Origin of the sequence: Sphingomonas sp. C3-2 (assembly GCF_033025475.1) — a bacterium.
Lineage (GTDB): Bacteria > Pseudomonadota > Alphaproteobacteria > Sphingomonadales > Sphingomonadaceae > Sphingobium_A.
Genome location: NZ_CP130322.1, coordinates 1,879,307 through 1,901,591 on the forward strand (window position 1 = coordinate 1,879,307; position 22,285 = coordinate 1,901,591).

At 67.9% G+C, this 22,285-nt stretch carries 19 protein-coding genes and 1 riboswitch; of the genes, 13 read left to right on the forward strand and 6 right to left on the reverse strand.

All coding sequences use genetic code 11. The annotated features are described in order from the left end of the window. Positions 1–38: 38 nt before the first annotated feature. Positions 39–2,108 carry a S9 family peptidase gene (locus QYC26_RS09160; RefSeq protein ID WP_317511929.1) on the reverse strand — a complete coding sequence of 690 codons (2,070 nt, stop codon included), beginning with the start codon at positions 2,106–2,108 and terminating at the stop codon, positions 39–41. Positions 2,109–2,276: 168 nt separating this feature from the next. Beyond that, a riboswitch (cobalamin riboswitch) is annotated at positions 2,277–2,510 on the forward strand. Between the two features lie 187 nt (positions 2,511–2,697). On the opposite strand from QYC26_RS09160, the gene QYC26_RS09165 reads away from it, so the two are divergent. The 9 genes from QYC26_RS09165 (at position 2,698) to QYC26_RS09205 (ending at position 10,636) form a co-directional block, all read left to right on the forward strand. Next, on the forward strand, positions 2,698–4,557 hold the full coding sequence (locus QYC26_RS09165) for a TonB-dependent receptor plug domain-containing protein (RefSeq protein ID WP_317511930.1): 1,860 nt from the start codon (positions 2,698–2,700) through the stop codon (positions 4,555–4,557). Positions 4,558–4,632: 75 nt separating this feature from the next. Then, complete coding sequence (locus QYC26_RS09170; RefSeq protein WP_317511931.1) at positions 4,633–5,211, forward strand: hypothetical protein; 579 nt, start codon at positions 4,633–4,635, stop codon at positions 5,209–5,211. Then, entirely contained in the window at positions 5,208–6,059 is an 852-nt protein-coding gene (locus tag QYC26_RS09175) for an ABC transporter substrate-binding protein (protein ID WP_317511932.1), read from the forward strand. The genes QYC26_RS09170 and QYC26_RS09175 overlap by 4 nt, the downstream gene beginning before the upstream one ends. Further along, positions 6,005–7,069 carry an iron ABC transporter permease gene (locus tag QYC26_RS09180; RefSeq protein WP_317511933.1) on the forward strand — a complete coding sequence of 355 codons (1,065 nt, stop codon included), beginning with the start codon at positions 6,005–6,007 and terminating at the stop codon, positions 7,067–7,069. Before QYC26_RS09175 ends, QYC26_RS09180 begins: the two co-directional genes overlap by 55 nt. Beyond that, positions 7,066–7,863, forward strand: coding sequence for an ABC transporter ATP-binding protein (locus tag QYC26_RS09185; protein WP_317511934.1), 798 nt, complete (start codon positions 7,066–7,068; stop codon positions 7,861–7,863). Before QYC26_RS09180 ends, QYC26_RS09185 begins: the two co-directional genes overlap by 4 nt. A 67-nt stretch (positions 7,864–7,930) precedes the next feature. Continuing rightward, positions 7,931–8,338, forward strand: coding sequence for a DUF1636 domain-containing protein (locus QYC26_RS09190; RefSeq protein ID WP_317511935.1), 408 nt, complete (start codon positions 7,931–7,933; stop codon positions 8,336–8,338). After that, positions 8,335–9,357 carry a nicotinate-nucleotide--dimethylbenzimidazole phosphoribosyltransferase gene (gene cobT / locus QYC26_RS09195; protein WP_317511936.1) on the forward strand — a complete coding sequence of 341 codons (1,023 nt, stop codon included), beginning with the start codon at positions 8,335–8,337 and terminating at the stop codon, positions 9,355–9,357. Before QYC26_RS09190 ends, cobT begins: the two co-directional genes overlap by 4 nt. Continuing rightward, positions 9,354–9,923, forward strand: coding sequence for a histidine phosphatase family protein (locus tag QYC26_RS09200; protein ID WP_317511937.1), 570 nt, complete (start codon positions 9,354–9,356; stop codon positions 9,921–9,923). The genes cobT and QYC26_RS09200 overlap by 4 nt, the downstream gene beginning before the upstream one ends. Then, on the forward strand, positions 9,920–10,636 hold the full coding sequence (locus QYC26_RS09205; protein WP_317511938.1) for an adenosylcobinamide-GDP ribazoletransferase: 717 nt from the start codon (positions 9,920–9,922) through the stop codon (positions 10,634–10,636). The genes QYC26_RS09200 and QYC26_RS09205 overlap by 4 nt, the downstream gene beginning before the upstream one ends. Here the strand turns inward: QYC26_RS09205 and QYC26_RS09210 are convergent. The 3 genes from QYC26_RS09210 to cobD are packed head-to-tail and all read right to left on the reverse strand — an operon-like array spanning position 10,604 to position 13,996. Further along, on the reverse strand, positions 10,604–12,076 hold the full coding sequence (locus QYC26_RS09210; protein ID WP_317511939.1) for a cobyric acid synthase: 1,473 nt from the start codon (positions 12,074–12,076) through the stop codon (positions 10,604–10,606). The genes QYC26_RS09205 and QYC26_RS09210 overlap by 33 nt on opposite strands. Beyond that, complete coding sequence (gene cbiB, locus QYC26_RS09215; protein WP_317511940.1) at positions 12,064–13,002, reverse strand: adenosylcobinamide-phosphate synthase CbiB; 939 nt, start codon at positions 13,000–13,002, stop codon at positions 12,064–12,066. The genes QYC26_RS09210 and cbiB overlap by 13 nt, the downstream gene beginning before the upstream one ends. Beyond that, positions 12,995–13,996, reverse strand: a complete 1,002-nt coding sequence (cobD, locus tag QYC26_RS09220) for a threonine-phosphate decarboxylase CobD (RefSeq protein WP_411197587.1) — start codon at positions 13,994–13,996, stop codon at positions 12,995–12,997. Before cobD ends, cbiB begins: the two co-directional genes overlap by 8 nt. A 75-nt stretch (positions 13,997–14,071) precedes the next feature. On the opposite strand from cobD, the gene cobU reads away from it, so the two are divergent. Next, on the forward strand, positions 14,072–14,596 hold the full coding sequence (cobU, locus tag QYC26_RS09225; RefSeq protein WP_411197588.1) for a bifunctional adenosylcobinamide kinase/adenosylcobinamide-phosphate guanylyltransferase: 525 nt from the start codon (positions 14,072–14,074) through the stop codon (positions 14,594–14,596). 227 nt (positions 14,597–14,823) lie between these two features. Further along, a complete protein-coding gene (locus QYC26_RS09230; protein WP_317511942.1) occupies positions 14,824–16,731 on the forward strand; it encodes a glycosyltransferase in 1,908 nt (635 codons plus the stop codon). A gap of 57 nt (positions 16,732–16,788) precedes the next feature. On the opposite strand, the gene proC is transcribed toward QYC26_RS09230, so the two are convergent. Further along, complete coding sequence (proC, locus tag QYC26_RS09235) at positions 16,789–17,634, reverse strand: pyrroline-5-carboxylate reductase (protein ID WP_317511943.1); 846 nt, start codon at positions 17,632–17,634, stop codon at positions 16,789–16,791. A gap of 76 nt (positions 17,635–17,710) precedes the next feature. After that, the gene (locus QYC26_RS09240) at positions 17,711–19,261 is read right to left on the reverse strand and encodes a peptidoglycan DD-metalloendopeptidase family protein (RefSeq protein WP_317511944.1); all 1,551 of its coding nucleotides are present in this window, start codon (positions 19,259–19,261) and stop codon (positions 17,711–17,713) included. Between the two features lie 211 nt (positions 19,262–19,472). Between QYC26_RS09240 and QYC26_RS09245 the strand changes: the two genes are divergently transcribed. Together QYC26_RS09245 and QYC26_RS09250 are read left to right on the forward strand one after the other, a co-directional pair. After that, entirely contained in the window at positions 19,473–21,962 is a 2,490-nt protein-coding gene (locus QYC26_RS09245; protein WP_317511945.1) for a helicase-related protein, read from the forward strand. Beyond that, positions 21,952–22,278 (forward strand): RNA-binding S4 domain-containing protein, encoded by a 327-nt coding sequence (locus tag QYC26_RS09250; protein WP_317511946.1) that lies wholly within the window; start codon positions 21,952–21,954, stop codon positions 22,276–22,278. Before QYC26_RS09245 ends, QYC26_RS09250 begins: the two co-directional genes overlap by 11 nt. Positions 22,279–22,285 lie beyond the last annotated feature (7 nt).

Genomic DNA, 22,285 nt, shown 5'->3' on the forward strand with positions numbered 1-22,285 from the left:
CCCGCGGTTCGGTCAGGTCCGATCCGCGGGCGTTTTGATTATAGCGCCGGGGCCGGTGTCGCTGGCGATGTGCGGTATTTGCCGAACCAGTCGAGGATCGCCGAAGCCTTGGCCGCCGATTGCGACGGGCGCGCCGCGATTCCGCCGTGGCTGGCGCCGGGGATCTTCACCAGCGCGGTGGGCACGCCGCGCAGCTGGAGCGCCGAATAATATTGCTCGGACTCGCTCACCGGCGTGCGGTAATCCTCGCTGCCGACGACGACGAGCGTCGGGGTCTGCACATTGCCGACCAGCGACAGCGGCGAGCGGTTCCAGAACGCCATCGGGTCTTCCCACGGGAATTTGCCGAACCAGTAGCGTGAGAAATAGGGCGTGTTGTCCGCCGTCAGCGCAAAGCTGGCCCAGTCGATCACGGGTTTTTGCGTCGCGGCCGCCTTGAAGCGGTTGTTCTTGCCCACGATCCATGCGGTCAGCACGCCGCCGCCCGATCCGCCGGTGACGAACAGATTGTCGGGATCGGCATAGCCGCTCGCGATCGCGGCATCGACCGCGGCCATCAGGTCGTCATAATCCTCGCCCGGATATTTGTGATGGATGAGGTTGGCGAATTCCTCGCCATAAGAGGTCGATCCGCGCGGATTGGTATAGAGCACGACATAGCCGGCGGCGGCATAGAGCTGGTTGTCGGTCGAAAAGCTGGGGCCATAGGCGGTGTGCGGCCCGCCATGGATTTCGAGGACGAGCGGATAGCGCTTGCCTGGCTGGTAATCGGGCGGGGTGACGATCCAGGCGGGCACCGGGCGTCCATCGGGCGCGGTGACCGCCAGTTCCTGCACCTGGCCAAGCGCCTTGGCGCCGAGCATATCCTCGTTGAGCCGTGTCAGGCGCCGCGTCTTGCCGCCCTGCACCACCGAAATATCGGCGGGGCGCAACGCACTGCCGCTGGTGAACGCCACCGTGCCGTTTTTCGAAACGCTGAAATCGCCGCCGCTATAGGGGCGATCGAGCCCGCTTCCGGCCAGCCCCGTCGCGACCGCCGAAACCTTGCCGTCCAGCGTCACGCGGCCCACGCGGTTCTGCCCGCGCGCGTCGTAGAGGATATAGAGCGAGCGCCCGTCCGCCGCCCAGACCGCCTTGTCGATGCTCGTATCCAGCGCCTTGGTGAGCGAGCGCGATCCCGAACCGTCGCGGTTCATCACGTACAGTTCGGCATTCTGATAGCCGAGCCGCTTGTCGTCGAACCCGATATAGGCGATCCGGCTGCCATCGGGCGAAATGGCGGGCGCGCCATCGGGTCCTTCGCGGCTGGTGAGCGCGGTCAGCGCGCCGGTGGCGATATCGAGCGCATGGATCTCGCTGTTCACCGGCTCGCGTTCCCAGTCCTTGGTGCGGACCGCGCTGAAATAGAGCGTTTTGCCATCGGGCGCCCAGGCCAGCGGCCCGCCATCATGGACCGCGCCGAAGGTCAGCTGGCGCGGCGGCCCGCCTTCGGCCGATACGGTGAAGATATGGTCGAAGCCCGGCGTCACATAGCCGCCGCCGTCATTGCGGTAGACGACCTTGTCGATCACCTCGAGCGGGGGCGCCCAATTGGCGCCCTCGGGCTTGGCGGGTGCCTTGCCGAGCTTGGTCCCCTCGTCGGGCACCGTCATGATATAGGCGAGCCGCGTCCCATCGGGGGACCAGCTGATGCTTTGCGGGCTGTCGGGCAGGCCGGTTACGCGCGCCACCGCGCCCGTTTCCATCCAGCGGACGAACAGCTGCGGCGCATCGCCGTCACCGGCCGAGACATAGGCCAGCCGCTTGCCATCGGGGGACCAGCGCGGCTGGCTGTGCGCGCCCGGCCCGGCAATGAGCGGCGTGTGCGCGCCGGTGCGCGTATCGATCAGCCAGATCGACGGGCGCGCCTTGTCGCTCATGATGTCGTTCGATCGGCGGACATAGGCGATCATGGCGCCATCGGGGCGGATCTGCGGATCGCTCGCCACCTCCAGCCCGAACAGGTCCTTGCCCTCGAAATAGCGGCTGGGGGTTTCGGCGGGCGCGGCGAATGCTGGTGCGGTTGTGGCGGCAAGGAGCACCGGAATTAGGCTGGCGCGAAACGGCATCGGAAACCTCCCATCGGATATTGCGGGCCAGAATGCTGTTTTCGCTGCCCGTTTCAAGCAAGTCGTTTCGTTTGCAGCAAAAGTTCACGCAGCCTCTCGCCCTGTACCAAGCCCCCTTTTCGCGCGGCGGTTTTTGCCCTAACAGGCCGTCCGGGCGCCTTTACGGCGTCCGATACAGATCGCGCCGGTGCCCTTGATCGGGCTTAATTCGGGAATGCGGTGCGGGTGGCATGGCCATCCAAATCCGCGGCTGTCCCTGCAACTGTAAGCGGAGAGCGCGATGCACTGGCCCTTTCGAGGGGCAGCCACTGGATCCGGGCCGAATGCGCCCATGATCTGGGAAGGTGTGCATCAAGCGAAGACCCGCGAGCCAGGAGACCTGCCGGCGTTGCGGTCGCTCTTGCCTCGGTCCAGGGGATGGCCAAGGCACGGTTGTTTCTCCGTCTGAGCGACGAACCATGTGGCTGGGGCCGCATCGGTGCCTGTCGGCGAGCGCCCGTCGCGCCCGTTTGCCGACGCGCGCCGACCGTTCGTTCGCGCACGGCACGCCCCCGCCCGTCCGATTTGCTCAGGCGCGGGGGAAACAGAAATGAAATATGTAACGCTCGGTCTCTTGCTCGCGGGTGTCTCCGCACCCGCATTCGCGGCCGATTCCGCCGATAACGAGATCCTCGTCACCGCCAGCCGCATCCCGCTCGCCGCGCGCGAGGTGGGGAGCGCGGTCACCATCGTCACCCAGGAAGACATCAAGGAAAGCCAGGCGCCCTTCGCCAAGGATCTGCTCCAGATGATCGCGGGCGTCCAGCTGACCACCGACCGCCCCGGCGACAATACCAATGTCAGCATCCGTGGATCGGACAATGATCAGGTGCTCTTCCTCATCGACGGGATCGAGCTTGGCGATCCCAGCTCGACGAGCACGCAATATCAGTCCGATCACCTCGTCACGCGCGATATCGCGCGGATCGAGGTGCTGCGCGGCAATCAGAGCTCGCTTTATGGTTCGGACGCGATCGGCGGCGTGGTCAACATCATCACCCAGCGCGCGACCGAAGAAGGCATCTCGGTCAATGCCGAGGGCGAATATGGCGCGCATGATACGCTGAACGGCGGCGCGTCGATCCTTGGCAAGAAGGGCGCGGTCGATTTCCGCCTCACCGCCACCGGCTATCAGCACAAAGGGCCCTCGCTCGCCGATCCCGCCACGGGCAGCGCAACCGAGCGCGACGAATATTGGCGCTACGGGTTCAGCGGGCGTCTGGGCGTCGCCGCGACCGACAATCTCGAACTCCAGCTGATCGGATTCTGGCAGGACGCGCATTCCGATCTCGACAACACCAATTCGGACAGCGCAAACACCGTGCGCAAGCGTGAATATGCCTATGCCGGGCAGGCGCGCTATGGCAGCGATGACGGGCATTTCCACGCCGATCTCACCGCCAGCCGCTATGTCGCGCGGCGCCTTTATTTCGGCAATTCCTACAAGCCCGAAGGCGATCTCTACAAGGGCACCAAGGACGTCGTCGCGCTCAACGCCAATTATGATTCCGGATCGTTCGTCAGCGTCGCCGCGGGCGTGAACAAGGAATGGGAAAAGAGTGATCAGGTCACCAACTATTCGGGCAATTTCGATGCGTCGGTGAACACCTCGGCGGTGTACGGCGAACTGGCGCTGCGCCCGCTCAAAAACCTCACCCTCACCGGCGCCGCGCGGGTGGACGATCACAGCCGTTTCGGGTCGTTCGACACCTATCGCGCTACCGCCGCCTATCTCATCACCGATGCGATGTCGGCGGCCGATATCAAGCTGCGCGCGAGCTATGGCACCGGCGCCAAGGCGCCCGGGCTCTATCAGCTGTTCGATCCGCAATATGGCAATCCCAATCTCGAGGTCGAAACCTCGAAGGGCGGCGATGTCGGGTTCGACCTTGGTTTCGGTCAGGCCTTTACCGCGCAATTCTCCTATTTCTTCGCGCGCGTCCGCAACGAGATCGTGTTCGACGGGTCGATCCCGCCCTATGGCGGCTATGGGCAGTTCGGCCGCACCAAAAAATCGGGCGTCGAGATCGGCATGACGGTGCGCCCCACCAATTGGCTGTCGATCGCGCAGAGCTACACCTATCTCAAGGCGCGCGAGGATGGCGACGAGGACGGCGTCTATCTCGACATGGGGCGTCCGAAGAATTCGGGCAGCACCGCGGTCACCGTCACCCCCTATGACGGCGTCTCGCTCACCGGCCGCGCGCGTTATCGCAGCCGCAATGAATCGAGCTATGGTGGTGCCACTGCGGGCTTTGCGGTCTTCGATCTGCTCGGATCATACCGGCTGAACGACACGGTCGAGCTTTATGCCCGCGTGCTCAACCTCTTCGACAAGCAGTATCAGATGAGCTTCGGCAAGAACACGCTGGGCGCCAGCGCCTATGGCGGCGTCCGCCTCAGCTTCTGATCCTTCCCTGCTTCCCCCGGCGCCGCGCGATTTTTATCGAAAAGATCGCGCGGCGCCACCCGGAGACCCTAAGCCATGCCGCACCCCATTGCCGTAGAGCACAAGACCGCCGAGGACGGCCGCGTCCTCGCCGAATTTTGGCCGCTTCCCACCGATCAGGCCTTTCTCGAAACGCTGTTTCGCGATCTGTTCGAAAATCACTGGCACCAGCTTACCTTCGGCCCGATGGTCGAAGGCGGCGCCTATGAACTGCGCTGCCCCGGCGCGCCCCAATCGATCACCGTCAGCGGCGGCTATTTCACCGTCCATTGGGGATCGGGCGGGCATTTCCATCTGTGCATCGGCGAAAATCGCGGATCGCCCGAAAATCCCACCCCGCCCGAACTGATCGCGCATCGCCGCCCCGGCCGGGTCTGGCTCGAACGCGGGCTCGACCGCGCGGGCCATCCCGTCACCTGGTCGCTGCGCGCGGTGAACGGGCGCGGCGAATCGACGATCGCGATCTTCTTTCCCAATCCCTTCCTCACCCCGGACGACGGGATCGCCGAGACCCCCGATTTCGGCCGTCTCGCGCTCTGGCAGCTGGTACTCGAACGCTATGCCGGCACCCTGCCCGATGGGCGCGACAGGCTCGGCAAGGGGTTCGGCAAGTGAACCCGCGCCGGGCGATCGCACTGTTTGGCGCGGTCCTCGGGCTCTTTTCCGCATCGGCAATCGCCGCCCCGGTGCGGGTCGCCTCTTACGGCCTGTGCGCCGACCAGATGGTGCTGATGCTCGCCCCGCGCGCGCAGATCGCCGCCGTGTCGCCACAGGCCACCGGGCCCTTGTCGCATTATGCGGCGCGCGCGCGTGGTATCCCCGCCACGCGCGGTTCGGCCGAGGAAATCCTCGCATCGGGCGCAAGGCTTCTGGTGACGAGCGACATGATGGACAAGCGCACCATGGCGGCGCTCGACCGGTTCGGAATCGCGGTGCTGCCGCTCCCCTTCGCCAATGACTGGGCGGAAATCGCGGCGATGACGCGCGATGTTGCTAAGGCGCTGGGCCGGCCCGAACGCGGTGAGGCGGTGCTCACCGACATGCGCGCTACGCTTGCCGCTGCCCGCCCGTCCGAGCCGCGCGCGCACTGGCCGACCATCATCTATTACCGCCCCGATGGCGGCGGCGCGGGGGAAGGCACCTTTGTCGATGCCGCACTCCAGGCGGCGGGCTACCGCAATCTGCAGGCCGAATGGGGCCCGCCCGGCTGGGGCGGGGTGCCGCTCGAACGCGTGATCGGCGCGCCGCCCTCCGCCTTTGCCGTCAGCTATTTCGACGGGGCCGCGCCCAGCAGCACGGTGCTGCGGCGCAATCCGCTGCTCTGGGGCAAGGCACAGCACCGGCCGATCCTCTCCGTCCCCGGAAAATACTGGAATTGCGGCAGCCCGCTGCTGGCCGAGGCGGTCAAATGGCTCGCCGCACAGCGCGCCCCGCTGCGCGCGCGCATGACGGGAGGCGCATGATGCAGAACCCGCCTGCCCATGCGCACGATCTGCGCCTCAACCTCTTTCTGCTGCTTTTGCTCACCGCGCTGATGCTGGCCTCGCTGCGCATCGGCTATGTCGTCATCCCCACGAACGATCTCGTCGCCGGCGCCTTTGGGCTGGCGGATGAACCCACCGTCACCATCGTCCAGCAACTGCGCATGCCGCGCATGCTGCTCGCGGTGCTGCTCGGCGCGTCGCTCGGCGGGGCGGGGGCGATGCTCCAGGGCATATTGCACAATCCGCTCGCCGAACCCGGAACGCTGGGGATCACCGGCGCGGCCAGCCTCGGCGCGGTCATCGCGATCTATTTCGGGCTGATGGCGATCCATCCGCTGCTGCTGCCGCTCTGCGCCATGGCGGGCGGCGCGGCGGCGACCGCGCTCCTTCTCGTCGCCGCGCGGCGCCGGGCGTCGACGCTCACGCTCATCCTTACCGGGGTCGGCATTGGCGGGGTATCGGTGGCGCTCACCTCGCTCGCGATGAACCTTTCGCCCAATCCCTGGGCGGTCAGCGAAATCGCGATGTGGCTGCTGGGTTCGGTGCGCGATCGCACCTTTGCCGAGGTCTGGCTTGCCGCGCCCTTCATCCTTGCGGGCATGGCGATGCTGCTCGCCGCCGCCCCCGCGCTCAACAGCCTGTCCCTGGGGGAGGAAGCCGCACGCAGCCTCGGGCTCGATGTTCAGCGGACGCGCTGGCTCGCGATCACCGGCACCAGCCTTGCGGTGGGCGCGGGCGTCGCGGTGGCAGGATCGGTCGGCTTTGTCGGGCTGATGGTGCCGCATCTCCTCCGCCCGCTCGTCGATCATGTCCCCAGCCGGCTGGTCCTGCCCAGCATGCTCGGCGGCGCGGCGCTGGTGCTCGCGGCGGATATCCTCATCCGGCTGATCGCGGTCGGCCCCGAATTGCAGCTCGGCGTGCTCACCTCGCTCATCGGCACGCCCTTCTTCCTCTATCTCGTCCACCATCTGCGAAAGGCCATGACATGACGATCCTTACCGTCGACGCCTGTTCGGTGCCGCTGGCGCAGAAGAATATCCTCAGCGATGTCGGCTTCTCCGCCACCAGCGGCAATTTGATCGGGCTGGTCGGCCCCAATGGCGCGGGCAAGTCGACATTGGTGCGCGCGGTGGCGGGCTTGCTGCCGCTGAGTGAAGGCCGTGTCCTGCTCGACGGCGCCGATGTTCATGCGCTCCCCCGGCGCGAAGCCGCACGGCGGATCTCCTATCTGCCGCAGGGCGATACCGTGCACTGGCCGCTTTCGGTCGAAAATATCGTCCGGCTCGGGCGCACCCCCTATCAGGCGGGCTTTGCGCGTACCACGCCGGGCGATGCGGCCGCGGTAGCGCGCGCGATGGCGCGCACCGGCGTCGCCGCCATGGCGGATCGTGACGTCACCCGCCTTTCGGGGGGCGAGCGCGCGCGGGTTCTGCTCGCCCGCGCGCTCGCGGTCGAGGCACCCGTTCTCCTCGCCGATGAGCCGATGGGCGCGCTCGATCCCAGCTACAGCCTCACCATCATGGAATTGCTGCGTGCCGAGGCCGCGCGCGGAACGCTCGTCATCGTCGTGCTCCACGATCTCGTGCTCGCCAGTCGCTTCTGTGATCGGCTGATCGTGCTCGTGAATGGCCGGTTGGTCCGGGACGGCGCGCCGATGGACGTGCTCGGCAACGCTGAAATCAGGCGCTTCTACGGCGTCACCGGCCATTATGGCCACCATGACGGCGAAGCCTTTGTCCTTCCCTGGAAACCCGTTTCCGCCCGCACGGCGGAACTTGTATGACCCCGCACCCCTATCGGAGCCGCCTTGTGACCCATCTCCTTGCCACCGCCTTTCGGAACACCCGCCCATGCTGACCCGCGTCGAAGACGGCCCCGCTGTCGTGGCCTGCAACACCTGCCGTTTTTCGGCGGACAAGACCAATGGTCCCGATGGCCGCCGGGGCGGCGCGCATATGGTCGATGCGCTGCGCGCGGCCAAGGCCGCCGATCCGCGCTTTGACAAGGTCGCGGTGCAGGAAATGCCGTGCCTGTTCGCGTGCAGCCGCGCCTGCACCATCCATCTGCGCGCGCCCGACAAGGTGGGCTATGTGCTCGGCGGATTCGAACCGGGGGCGGACGCCGCGCAGGCGATCCTCGAATATGCCGCGCTCTATGCCGACAGCGATTTCGGCCGTGTGCCCTTTGCCGACTGGCCCGAAGGCGTGAAGGGGCATTTCATCACGCGCACGCCCCCCGCTGGATTTGTCGCCGAATGACGCGCGCCTTCGCCGATCCGGCCGCTTTTTCCGATGCGCTGCGCCATTTGCCCGGCGCCGATGAGGCGGCGGCCATGGCGGCGCGCGCGCGCCAGGCCGTGCTCACCAAGCCGCTCGGCTCGCTCGGCCGGCTGGAGGATGTCGCCGTCCAGCTCGCCGGCTGGCAGGGGCGCGAATGCCCGCAGCTGGGTCATGTGCGCACCGTCATTTTTGCCGGCAATCACGGCGTCGCGGCGCGCGGCGTCAGCGCCTATCCCGCCGAAGTGACCGCCCAGATGGTCGCCAATTTCGAGGCGGGTGGGGCTGCGATCAATGCGCTCGCCGCCGCCAATGGCATGGAACTGGTCGTCGTCCCGCTCGATCTCGATCGCCCGACGCGCGATTTCACGCACGCTCCCGCGATGGACCCCGAGGAATGCCTAGCCGCGCTCAATGCTGGCGCGGCGGCGGTGGAGGGCGATCTCGATCTGCTCACCATCGGCGAAATGGGGATCGCCAATTCCACCGCCGCCGCCGCGCTCTGCGCCGCCAGCCTTGGCGGTGCGGTTTCTGGATGGACGGGGCCGGGCACTGGGCTCGACGGTGCGGGCGTCGCCGCCAAGATCGCGGTGATCGAACAGGCGCTCGCGCATCATGCATTGGGTGACGACGCCACCCCGTTCGAGATTCTCTGCGCGCTGGGCGGGCGCGAAATTGCCGCCATGGCGGGTGCGGTGGTTGCGGCGCGCCGCCGCCGCGTTCCCGTGGTGGTCGATGGTTTTATCAGCTGCGCGGCGCTCGCGCCGCTCCTCCGCGCCGCGCCCGATATCGCGGCGCACTGCATCGCGGGCCATGTCTCGGCCGAACCGGGGCATGCCGCGCTGTTGCAGGCGCTTGGCCTTCAGCCCCTGCTCGCGCTCGGCATGCGGCTGGGCGAAGGCAGCGGCGCGGCGCTTGCGGTCGGGATCATCCGCTCGGCGGTCGCCGTCCATAACGGCATGGCGACCTTTGCCGAGGCGGGGATCGCAACCGCGTCATGACCGCCTTTCTCCTCCATCTGATGCGCCACGGCACGCCCGAACAGCCGGGCCGCCTCCACGGCCATAATGACGTCGCGCTGGCTCCCAGGGCCGAAATCTCGTGCCTGGAACAGGCGCGGCTGGTCGAGTTCGATCGTCTCGTCACCTCCGATCTGGCGCGCGCGGGGGACTGCGCACGCGCCATCGGAGAGGAGCGGGGGATGGCGCCCCTGATCGATCCGCGCTGGCGTGAACTTGATTTCGGCGTCTGGAACGGTTGCGCCCCGGCCGAGGTCGATCAGACCCGGCTCACCGCCTTCTGGGCCGATCCCGACGCCAGTCCGCCCCCCGGCGGCGAAAGCTGGTCGGCGCTTTGCGCGCGCGTGGCGGTGGCGATCGGCGCGCTTGAGCCGCATTCAACGCTGGTCGTTTGCCACGGCGGCGCGATGCGCGCCGCGCTTGCCGGCTTGTGCGGCTTTTCGGTCGCGCAGGGCTGGGCGTTCGATCTGCCCTATGCCGCCATGCTGTCGCTGCGCGTCTGGCCGGGGGAGCGCCCGATGGCGCAGATCGTCGGGCTCTGGCCATGAAGCCCCTCATCCTCGCGCTCCAGTTCCTGACGCGGATCCCGCTCCCGCGCGTTGAGGCCAGCGCCGATGATTTTGCGCGCGCGATGCGCTGGTTTCCCGCCGCCGGGCTGGTGGTCGGCGGTTGCGTCGCGGGGGCGGCGTTTCTCGGCAATTATATCGGCCCGTGGCAGGGCGCGCTTGCCGGGCTCGTCGCGTGGGTCATCGTCACCGGCGGGCTGCATCTCGACGGGCTCGCCGATCTGGTCGATGCGCGCGGTGCGGCGCATGGGGACAAGACCCGTTTTCTCGAGGTTCTGGCCGATCCGCATATCGGCAGCTTCGGCGTCATGGCGATCGTTCTGCAGATGCTCGCCAAGCTCGTCCTGGTCCACGCCGCGGTGCTCGGGCAGCACTGGCTCGCGCTTATCCTCATTCCGTTCGCCGCGCGGATCGCGCCGCTGGTCTGGACGCGCTGGCTCCCCCCGCTCCATCAGGGGCTTGCCGCGCGCTTCCGTCATGGCGTCAGCCTGCCGGCAATCCTTGTCTGGGGGCTTGCCCTTGCTGCGGCCGGCTGGTTCGTGCCTGCGCTCTGGGCGGGTTTCCCGCTGATCGCGGCGGGCTATTACTGGTTCCGCACCCAGTTGGGCGGGATTTCGGGCGATTGCCACGGCGCCGGCATCGAACTGCTCGAAACGCTGCTCTTAATCGCCCTGATTGCCACGCGCCTCGGCTGACAGCGCGATCATCGCGTCGATATCGACATGGCGTTCCAGCTCGGCGGCAATCGCGTCGAGCGCGCGGTCGATCTGCGTGCCGTGATGCTGCCCGTCGCTCGCAACGCCCAATCGCTCCAGAAAGGCGCGGCGATGGCCGGGCTGTTCGAACAGCCCGTGGAGATAGGTGCCCATCACCCGCCCGTCCGCGCTGATCGCGCCGTCCGCCGTGCCGCCGTCGATCTGCGCATAAGGCCGCGCGCAGTCGTCGCCATGGGTGCGGCCCATATGCATTTCATAGCCTGAAAGCGCGCCGCCCATCGCATGGCCGGTCACCGGCTTCAGCGTCTTTTCGCCGGTCAGCACGGTCTCGATATCGAGCAGCCCCAGCCCGTCGACCGCACCCGCCGGCCCCTCGACGCCGTCGGGATCGGCGATCCGCCGTCCCAGCATCTGATAGCCGCCGCACAGCCCCAATATCGCACCCCCGCGCCGGTGATGCGCGCGCAGGTCGATATCCCAGCCCTCGGCGCGCAGCGCGGCGAGATCGGCGATCGTCGATTTCGATCCGGCCAAGATCACAAGGTCGATATCGGCGGGAATCGGTGTCCCCGGCTTCACCCAGACCAGTTCCACCGCGCTTTCCAGCGCGAGCGGGTCGAGATCGTCGAAATTGGAGATACGCGGCAATATCGGGCAGGCGATCCGCACCCGGCCCGCGCCCTTCGCCGCGCCGCGCTCCAAAATCACCGCATCCTCGCTCGGCAGATATTTGACCGGGGTCAGCCACGGCACCACGCCATAGCCGCGCCAGCCCGAAAGCGCCTCGATCTGCCGATAGCCATCCTCGAACAGGCTGATATCGCCGCGAAACTTGTTGATGAGGAACCCGTGGATCATCGCCGCATCCTCGGGCGCGATCACGGTGCGCGTGCCGACCACGGCGGCGATCACCCCGCCCCGGTCGATATCGCCGACCAGGATCACCGGCACCCCGGCGGCGCGCGCAAAGCCCATATTGGCGATGTCGCCCGCGCGCAGGTTGATCTCGGCGGGCGATCCCGCCCCCTCGATCACCACGATGTCCGCCTGTTCGCGCAGCCGCCAATAGCTTTCGAGCACATGGCCCAGAAGCGGCTTGCGCGCCTCGCGGAAATTGCCGCCATGGATGCTGCCGCGCACCCGGCCGTGCACCACCAGTTGCGATGTCCGGTCGGCCTGCGGTTTCAGCAGCACGGGGTTCATATCGGTGTGTGGCGGCACCCGGCAGGCAATCGCTTGCAGCGCCTGCGCGCGGCCGATCTCGCCGCCATCGGCGGTGACGGCGGCATTGTTCGACATGTTCTGCGGCTTGAACGGGCGCACGGTGAGCCCGCGATTGGCGAGCGCGCGGCAGATCCCCGCCACCAGCACCGATTTGCCGACATCGGACCCCGTTCCCTGCAGCATCAAAGCGCCCATGCAATGCTCCCTGCGCCGATCCACAACAGGAAACAGGCGTTTTTGTAGATGATCAGCGCGCGCGCGAGGTCGCGTGTTTCCGCATCGCGTCCCTCGCCGCCGATCCAGGCTTTGTCCAGCACCACCCCGTCATAGGCGACGGGCCCGGCCAGCCGCACGCCCAGCGCCCCCGCCATCGCCGCTTCAGGCCATCCGGCATTGGGGGAGGCGTGCTTGCGCCCGTCGCGGCGCATCGTGGCCAGCCCGCGCCCGCCCGCGATGGCGATCAGCAGCCCGGCGAGCCGCGCGGGGATGAAATTGGCGATATCGTCGGCGCGCGCGGCGGCCCAGCCAAAATGCGTATAAGGCGCTTCCTTGTGCCCGATCAGGCTGTCGGCGGTGTTCAGGGCCTTATACGCCCAGATGCCGGGCAGCCCGAGCAGCATCAGCCAGAAGAGCGGCGCAACCACCCCGTCGCAAAAGCTTTCGGACAGGCTTTCGATCGCCGCGCGGCTCACCCCGGCTTCGTCCAGATCGCGCGTGTCGCGCCCGACGATCATCGCCACCGCGCGGCGCGCGGCGGGCAGGTCGCCGGCGGCCAGCGCCTGCCCCACCGGGCGGACATGATCATAAAGGCTGCGCTGCGCGAGCGCGGGAAAGGCGAGGATCGCGGTCGCCACCCAGTGCCAGCGCCCGAAGCATTGCTCGGCAATAAGCGCAAGGCCCCAGGCTCCGCCCCCCGCCATGCCCAGCAGCAGCAAGACCGTCATCACCCCCAGCATGCGGCGCGTCGCATCGCTTTTGTCGGGCCGGTTCCAGCGCCGGTCGCAGCGCGCGATCAGCCGCGCAAAGCCCCCCACCGGATGCCCCACGCGCCGGTAGAGCGCGTCAGGCCAGCCGATCGCCGCGTCGAGTATGAGTGCGAGCACCGCCATCGGCTCAGCCATCGCCAAGCGCCCTGTCGAGCCGGTCAAGCGCTTCCATGCCCCCCGGCAGGCCGATGCGCAGCCAATGGGGTGCATAGTCGAACGGGCGCGTCAGGATCGCCGCGCGCGCCAGCCGCTCGAACAGCGCCGACGCATCTGCCGTCTCCACCAGCCGGAAGAGCGGGCAGTTCCCGTGCGGGCTGAGGCCATGACGTCGCAGCACGCTATCGAGCCGGTCTGCCTGGGTTTTGAGGCTTTCGCGCGTGGCGGCAATCCACGCCGCATCGGCATAGGCCGCCGCCCCGATCGCGACGGCGCCTGCGCTCACCGGCCAGCTTCCGACGAACGCGCGCAGCCGCGCAATCAGCTTGGGCGGCGCGATGGCGAAGCCGAGCCGCAGTCCCGCCAGCCCAAAGAATTTGCCGAAGGACCGTGTCACGATCAGCGGCAATCCCGCGCCCACCAGCGGCGCGGCGGACAGTTCGGGCATGCAGTCGCCAAACGCCTCGTCGACGATCAGCCACCCGCCCCGCGCGCTCTGCGTCTCGGCAAGGTGGTGGAGCGTCTCGGCCGGGCTTGTCTCGCCATCGGGGTTGTTGGGGTTGGCGATCACCAGCGTGCCCGCATGGCCGGCATGCGCCAGCACCGCGTCGCGGCTGGCGCTGCGCGCGCCATCAAAGGCGTCGGCATAGGTGCGGTAAGCGGGGCTCGCGATCAGCGCGTCGTCCGGCAGCCCCAGAAGCGGCAGCAGGCGCAGCGCCATCTCGCTGCCCGGCACCGCGCAGACATAGTCGGGCGGCGCGCCGAAATGCGCGGCGGCGGCGTGCTCCAGTTCGGCGAGTGCGGTGGGCGCGGGAAGTGCGCGCCAGTCGACCCTGATATCGGCCGCCCCCGGCCAGGGATCGGGGTTGATCCCGGTCGACAGGTCGATCCAGTCGGCTGCGCCCTGGCCGAAATGCGCCTGCGCCGCGGCGATATTTCCCCCATGATGCAACCAGTCGTGCAACGCACCCATCCCGCAATCGCCAAGCCGATGGTCGTCCGCGCAAAAATCCCGGCGGCTTAGTGAAATGTCTGTTAGACGCGCGGAATGATGACAGAGACCGGTTTTCGTACCGCGCTGGTAACGGGCGGGGCCCGTTCGGGAAAGAGCCGTTATGCACAGGCCTGCGCCGAAGCGCTGCCGGGGCGGCTGGTCTTTGTCGCCACCGCGCAGGCCTTCGACGCCGAGATGGCCGATCGCATCGCGCGCCACCGCGATGATCGCGGCGAACGCTGGTCGACGGTCGAGGACCCCTTCGATCTGCCCCAGACGATCCTGCGCTGTGCCGCGCCCGACTCGGTGGTGCTGGTCGATTGCCTCACCCTTTGGGCGTCGAACCTGCTGCTTGCCGAGCGCGACGGCGTCGCCGCCACCCGCGCGCTGGTCGAATCGATCGCTGGTGCGGCCGGTCCGGTCGTCTTCGTTACCAACGAGGTGGGCATGGGAATCGTGCCCGAAAACGCGCTGGCCCGGGCCTTTCGCGACCTTGCGGGGACGGTCAACCAGGCCGTGGCGGGGGCGTGCGACAGCGTCACGCTGATGGTCGCGGGGCTGCCGCTTCGGGTAAAATAGTTTCTGTTTTAACTACATAAACAGAGGCTGGCGCTTCGGTCCACGCGGCGTGAAAACGGGACGAGCGGAGGCTGGGGTGGTTGAGGCTTCAGTTATCAAAGCCTAATTCACAGCCGCCATAAAAGCGCGCGGTCGCGCTTTGCTTATTATACCTGAGTCGGCAGACGACTTCGAGGTTGGACTCGAAACGACCGCGCGCTGCCGGGCGGAATGATTGAGGGTTATACATGCTCCTTGCACGGGAGTCTCTCGACGCGGGCCTGCTGTTTCTCGCCCTGATGAATCTGGTTGTTCCGGCGCTTGCGGCCTGGAACGTCAAGCGTCCCTATCAACTGCGGTTCGACGATCGCGCCGAATGGGCGCTGTTCGGCCTTGGTTTTGCCTCTTCGGGCATGATCGCGGCGCTCGCCGTGCCCATGGGCGGCAGCCTCGATCTGGTGATGATCGCCTTTGGCGCATCGGTCTTCGCGCTGCGCCATTTCGTGCCGCGGCTCACGCTCACCGGGGCCTGCGAAACCGCGCTTGCCCCTTTCACCTTCCTGATCGCGACGCTGTGGAGCTTTGCGCTCGTCGGCGAACTCGGCTTCCCGCACTGGTTCAAGGTGCTGATGCTCTTCGGCAGCCTGGCCGGGATGATCGGCCTCGGCTTTTCGATGGCGGGGCGTTTCGCGCGCCAGTCGCTCCTCACCCACCGCGAATGGCAACGGCCGACCGCGCCGCTTCCGATGCGCAGCGCAGGGCGCCTGCCCAAGGTTTCGGTCCAGCTCGCCTGCTATGCCGAGCCGCCCGAAGTGGTGATCGCGACGATCGATCATCTCGCGCGCCTCGATTATCCGAATTACGAAGTCATGGTGTGCGACAACAACACGCCCGACGAGGCGCTGTGGCGCCCGCTCGAGGCACACTGCGCGCGCCTCAACCGCGAACTTGGCTTCGAACGCTTCCGCTTCTTCCATGTCGCGCCGCTTGCTGGCGCCAAGGCGGGCGCGCTCAATTGGTGCCTGCCGCGCATGGCGCCCGATGCCGAGGTGATCGCCGTCATCGACGCCGATTATTTCGCCGAACCCGATTTCCTCGCGCGGCTCGTCGGTTATTTCGACGATCCCAAATTCGCCTATGTCCAGACGCCGCACGATTATCGCGGCTATGCCGGCAGCCCGTATCTCAATGCCTGCTACTGGGAATATATGCCCAGCAACAAGGTCGATATGCCGGGCGTCAGCCAATATGGCGCGGGCTTCACCATCGGCACGATGTGCCTCATCCGCACCGAGGCGCTGAAGCGCGCGGGCGGCTGGGCCGAATGGTGCCTGACCGAGGATTCCGAAGTCTCGGTGCGCATCCGCGCGCTCGGCTATCACGGGCTCTATCTGCGCCAGACCTTCGGGCGCGGGCTGATCCCCGAAACCTTCGAGGATTACAAGAAGCAGCGTTTTCGCTGGACGGCGGGGCCGGTGCAGCAGCTGTGCCGTTACTGGCGTCTCTATCTGCCCAGGCCCTTTGCCGCGCCGTCGAACCTGAAGCCGTGGTGCAAGCTGCTCGAATTCCAGCGCAGCCTCGCCCCGCTTGCGGGGGCGGTCACCCAGATCATGGCGGTGTTCACCAGCATCTTCCTTGCCGTCATGACGGCAAGCGACGCGCTGCCCGCGCTGGTCCTCCCCGATATCGGCTGGGCGGTGCTGCTGCTCGGGATGGCAAGCGGGCTGGTGCGCATCTGGCATCGCTACCGCCTCACCGGCACGCGCCGGCTGCGTGACATGCTGGGCGGCGAACTCGCGCGGCTCTCGCTCACCTATGTCGCGGCGGTCGCCAGCTTTGCCGGCCTGTCGCGCAAACCGCTCGCCTGGCGTCGGACGCCCAAGTTCAAGGCGGAAAATGCCGGGCTCACCGCGCTCTACAAGTGCCTGCCCGAAACGATGGTGGGGATGTTCCACCTCGTCCCGGCCTGGTTCATCCTCGTCCGCTGGGACGGGATCGGTGCGCATCTCGGCCTTGTGTCGCTGGCGATGGTGCTGTTTTCGGCGCTGCGCTTCTTCGCGGCCCCCGTCATGGCGGTGCTCAGCGAAAAGCATCTCTACCGGATCAACCTGCCCTATGCCGAGGGCGGGCTTGCACCGGGGTCGCTCAAGGCTTGATCAGTAACCGGGGCGGGCGCTACACCAGCGGCCCGCCCCCCGTTATTCGTGCGGGGCTCAGCCCTGCGCCGTCGCCTTGGCGCGGCGCGCTTCCTCCGCCAGTTCGACCGCGCGTTCGGCTGCGGCCTTGAGTGTCGCCTCCACAAGCGCATAGATCGCCCGGTCGGCATCCAGCACATTCAGCCCGGCGCGGGTCGTCCCGCCGGGGCTTGCCACCCGGTCGGCCAGTTCGGCCGGGGTTTCGGTCGATGCGGCGGCCAGCGCCGCTGCGCCTTCGACGGTCGCCAGCGCCAGCTGCTGCGCCTGGTCCTCGGAAAAGCCCAGTGCGCGCGCGCCTGACGCCATGGCGTCGATAAAGCGGTAGACAAAGGCCGGGCCCGATCCCGAAACCGCGGTCCCTGCGTCGATCAGCGCCTCGCTTTCCACCCACATCGCCAGCCCCAGCGGCTCGGCCAGCGCCTGCACCGCCATGCGCGCGGTGGGGGCGGTGCCGTCAGCCGCGTGGAGCAGCGCCACGCCCTTGCCCAGCGCCACCGGCAAATTGGGCATGATGCGGATGACGCCCGCCGCGTCAGGAAAGGCCGCGCCCAGCGTCTGCAGGTCTACGCCCGCCATGACCGAGGCGATCGCCGTGTCCCCATCGGTGGTGGCGGCCAGCCCGGCGGCGGCGCTTTCGAACATCTGCGGCTTCACGCCGAGGAGGAGGAGCGCGGGGGGTGCCTCGCCGCTGGGCAGCGCGGTGAAATGCCGCACCCCGGCGGGCACCGCGCGGGGCGAGGGATCGATCACGGTAACACTGGCGGGGTCGAGCCCCGTCTCGATCCAGCGCGACAGCATCGCGCCCACCATGTTGCCGCACCCAAGCAGCCACAGCTGCCGCGAAACCGTGAAAGGATAGATCATATACCGCGCGTTAGGCGAAAAGGCGGGTGACGAAAAGCGCCTCTGTGCGAAACAAAGCTGCGCGTGGGCGCTGGGCTCAGCGCACTGCCGCTTGTGTGCCGCCCGCAGGGGCTGCCGGGGCTGCCGCCGGTCCGCCGACGCGTACGCCGGTCAGCTGGTTCAGCTTGGCGCGGAAGCGCGCGAGTTCGCCGCCCGAAAGCTGCGCCTTCTGGACGAAGGACACCGATTTCGGATTGATCGCCTGCCCGTTGCGATAGAGTTCGTAATGGAGGTGCGGCCCGGTCGACAGTCCGGTCGATCCGACATAGCCGATCACCTGCCCCTGCGAAACGCGCGCGCCGCCGCGCACCGCGATTCGGCTCATATGCGCATAGCTGGTGGCGAGCCCGCCGCCATGCTGAAGCTTGACGTAATTGCCATAGCCGCGATTGCGCCCGGCAAAGGTGACGACGCCGTCGGTCGCCGCGCGGATCGGGGCGCCGTGCGGGGCACCGAAATCGAGCCCCTTGTGCAGCCGTGAATAGCCGAGCAGCGGGTGCCGTCGCATCCCGAATCCCGAGGTCAGCCGCCCGGTTACCGGCTGCACCATCGTGCCGCGCTGCTGGCCGACGCCCGCTGCCTCGAACCATTCGGTGCGCCCGCCGCTCGTCCACTCGATCATGCGGATCTTGCGCTTGCCCTGATCAAGCCCCGCGTAAAGCAGCTTACCGACCTTGGTCTCGCCGGTTTCGGCGCGCGCATGTTCGATGATGATGTCGAACCGGTCGTCGGCCCTCAGCTGGCTCATCGGCACCTGGGTCGCGATCGCGCGGATATAGGCCTGGATCGCGCTGCCCGGAACGCCCGCCGCGCGCGCCGAGGCCACCAGATTGGACCCGCGCCGCCCCTGGATGCGTAAAGGTGTATGGTCGACCGCGATCGGAATCTTGCGCAGGCTCAGCGCACCGTTCACGCGTTCCACCTGCAGCCGCATGTCGAAGGTCGCGCGGAACGCGAGCATGTCGAGCGGGCGGGAAACATTGCGGTTGGGGCGGCGGCCGAGCGTGATGTCCATCCGCGTGCCGGGGATGATCTCCTTCATCGGCACCGCCTGCGCCACCATCCTGGCTACCTGTGCGGCCTCGGCATCGCCCACGCCCGCGCGGGTCAGCACGCGCGAAAAGCCGTCGCCGCGGCTGACGGTTGCGACCAGATCGATCGACGGGCGTTCGGGGGTCGAGGTCAGCGGCGCGACCAGATCGGTCGCGTTCATCCGCTTGCCCATGTCGCTGCCCAGCGCCATCGGCTGGATCACCTGCGCGCGCGCTTCGCTGCGCTCGTCTTCGGTGATAGTGTTGGGTTCGACCGCGATCAGCGGGCGCAGTCCGGGCGACAGCGCCCAGGCGGAGGAGATAAGGACGACGCAGGTGGCCACCCCGCGAAACCATTCGCGTGAACCGATGCGCGCGCCAAGGTCGGGAACAAGGTCGATGTCGCCGAGCGCGGCCTGAAGGCGGCTCCAGCGCGAGGCGGCGGGGCTCTTGCGCCCGAACGTGCCGCCCTGGCCACGGCCGATCGCCTGGTCGAGCGAAAGCGCAGCCGTGCCGCCGCCATTCGCGCCCAATGCGTAGTCGCTCCGCTGATACAAGGCTTACGCCCCCCGAATTCCACTTTGCCCCTCGAAGCACCCCGAAAGGCGTTCGACCCGTTTGGCTGTGTGTGAAGGCGCAGGGTTAAAGTCAAATTAAGCCCGATTGCGGGGGCCGCCTTCTGCGGTGAACCGTGCGGATCGAGGGATTGGGGGGCTGCGCGGCAACGGGGTTCTTGCGCTTGTCGGTGCGATTGCCGATTTAGGGGGCATGACCCGTTTCGCGCGTTTGCCGGTTTCCGCCATTTTGGGGCCGACCAATACCGGTAAGACCCATCTCGCCGTCGAGCGGATGTGTGCCCATTCCAGCGGCATGATCGGCTTTCCGCTCCGCCTGCTCGCGCGCGAGGTCTATGACCGCGTCGTCGCGCTGAAGGGCGCGGGCGCGGTGGCGCTGATCACCGGCGAGGAAAAGATCGTGCCCCCCGGCGCGCGTTGGTTCCTGTGCACCGCCGAAAGCATGCCGATCGACCGCGATTTCGCCTTTGTCGGGATCGACGAGGCGCAGCTCGGCGCCACCCCCGAACGCGGCCATGTCTTCACCGATCGGCTGCTGCGCGCCCGCGGCCGCGAGGAAACGATGATCCTCGGTTCCGAAAGCCTGAAGCCGATGATCCGCGCGCTCGTCCCCGATGCCGAGATTGTCGGCCGCCCGCGTTTCTCGACGCTCAGCTATGCGGGCGCGAAGAAGCTTTCGCGGTTGCCCAAGCGCTCCGCGATCGTCGCCTTCTCGGCGGAAGAGGTCTATGCCGTCGCCGAAATGCTGCGCCGTCTGCGCGGCGGTGCGGCGGTGGTGATGGGCGCACTCAGCCCGCGCACGCGCAACGCGCAGGTTGAAATGTTCCAGTCGGGCGAGGTCGATTATCTCGTCGCCACCGATGCGATCGGCATGGGGCTCAACATGGATGTCGCCCATGTCGCCTTTGCCGGGCTCGCCAAGTTCGACGGCCGCCGTCGCCGGCGGCTGACGCTCGCTGAAATGGCGCAGATCGCGGGCCGCGCGGGGCGCCACCACCGCGACGGCACCTTTGGCACCTTGGGGCCCGAGGCGGGCGGAATCAGCTTTTCGCCCGAAGAGATTGAGCGCATCGAGAATCACGATTTCCCGTCGCTCGAGCATCTGTTCTGGCGCAATGGCGAACCGGCGATGGATCGGCTCGACACGCTCGTCGCCTCGCTCGAACAGCGCCCCGACCTGCCCCAGCTGCGCGCCGCGCCCGAGGCGGTCGACCTTGCCGTGCTGCGCCGGCTGGCGGCCGAACCATGGGTGCAGGATCGCGCCGCGCGCGGGCCGATGGTCCGTCGGCTCTGGGCGGCGTGTGGCCTGCCCGATTTCCGCAAGACCGGGGCGGAGCACCATGCCCGGCTCGTCGGCCGGATCTTCCGCCATTTGTCCGAAGGCAATGGCCATGTGCCGACCCAATGGTTCGCCGATGAAATCGCGCGGCTCGATACGATGCAGGGCGATGTCGAGACGCTGTCGGCGCGGATCGCCTCGATCCGCACCTGGGCCTATATCGCGCACCGCGCCGATTGGCTCACCGATCCGCATCACTGGGCCGAACGCACGCGCGAGATCGAGGAACGTCTCTCCGATGCGCTTCACACCGGGCTCACCCAGCGTTTCGTCGATCGCCGCACCACGCTTTTGATGCGCGAGATCGGCTCGGACCCCGATGCCTTTCCCTTCACCATCGCCGATGACGGCGCGGTGCTGATCGATGACGAGCCGATCGGCCGGCTCGAAGGCTTTCGCTTCCACCCCGCCGCCGATGCGCGCCATGCCGATCGCAAGCGGCTGCTGGCCGTCGCCGAACGCCGGCTGGCTGTGGAGCTGGGCCGCCGCGCGGCGCGGCTGGTGGCGGGGGAGGACAAGGATTTCGTCCTCGACACCCCAACCGGCGCGCGCGCGCAGATCTGCTGGCAGGGCGCGCCCATTGCCGCGCTCCAGGGTGGGCGCAGCCTCATCCAGCCACAGATCCGGCTCGACCGCGCGCTCGATTCGCTCGACGAACTCACCCGCAAGCGCGTGCGTGGCCGGATCGAACAATGGCTGGCGGCCCAGCTGGCGCGCCAGCTCCGTCCGCTGGTGCGCTTGGCGCACGCTGCCGCCGACCCCGAAACCTCGCCCTTCCTGCGCGCGCTGCTCGTTCCGCTGGGCGAGGCGGGCGGGGTGGCCCCGCGCGGTGCGGTCGACCGCGCGCTCGAAGGCCTCGACAAGGACGGGCGCTATCAGGCGCGCCGTCTCGGCATCGAGATCGGCACGCTCGACCTTTATCATCCCGCGCTGCTCAAGCCCGAGGCGATGCGCTGGCGCATGGCGCTCATCGCCGCGCGCGACGATATCGTCCTGCCCGCGCAGCCGCGTCCCGGCGCGGTGCTCCTCGATGCGCCCTCGCGGCTCCCCGATTTCCGCAGCTTCGGCAAGCAGGCGCTGCGTGTCGATCTGGTCGAACGCATCGCCCGCGCCGCGCATGAGGCGCGTAGCGGCCGTCGTCCCTTCCAGCCCGATTCCGCGCTCGCCACCTCGGTTGGCCTCGGCACCGATGCGCTGGCGCGGCTGATGCGCCTGCTCGGCTTCGAATCGCGCGCCGATGGCTGGGCGTGGCGCGGGCGCCCGCGCGCCAGACGGACGGAGGAACGCGCCGTGAACGGGGCCTTTGCCGGGCTTGCCGATCTGGTGCGCGCGCATGGCCGATGATCCGCCGGGGGTCGCCGCGCAGCGGCTCGACCGGTTTCTCTGGTTTGCGCGGCTGGCCAAGACGCGGGCGGTGGCGCAGGCCTTGTGCGCGGCGGGGCATATCCGGCTCGACGGGCGGCGCGTCGACCGCGCGCATGCGCTGGTCCGGCCCGGTAGCGTCCTCAGCCTGATGGTCCACGGCCATGTCCGCGTGCTACGGATCGAGCAACTGCCCCTGCGCCGCGGGCCCGCCGCCGAGGCGGCGGCGCTCTATCGGGAGATTCCACCGGCTTCGGCGTCAAAAGAGCAGATTGACGGATCGGAATCGGGGCAATAGCAGGGCC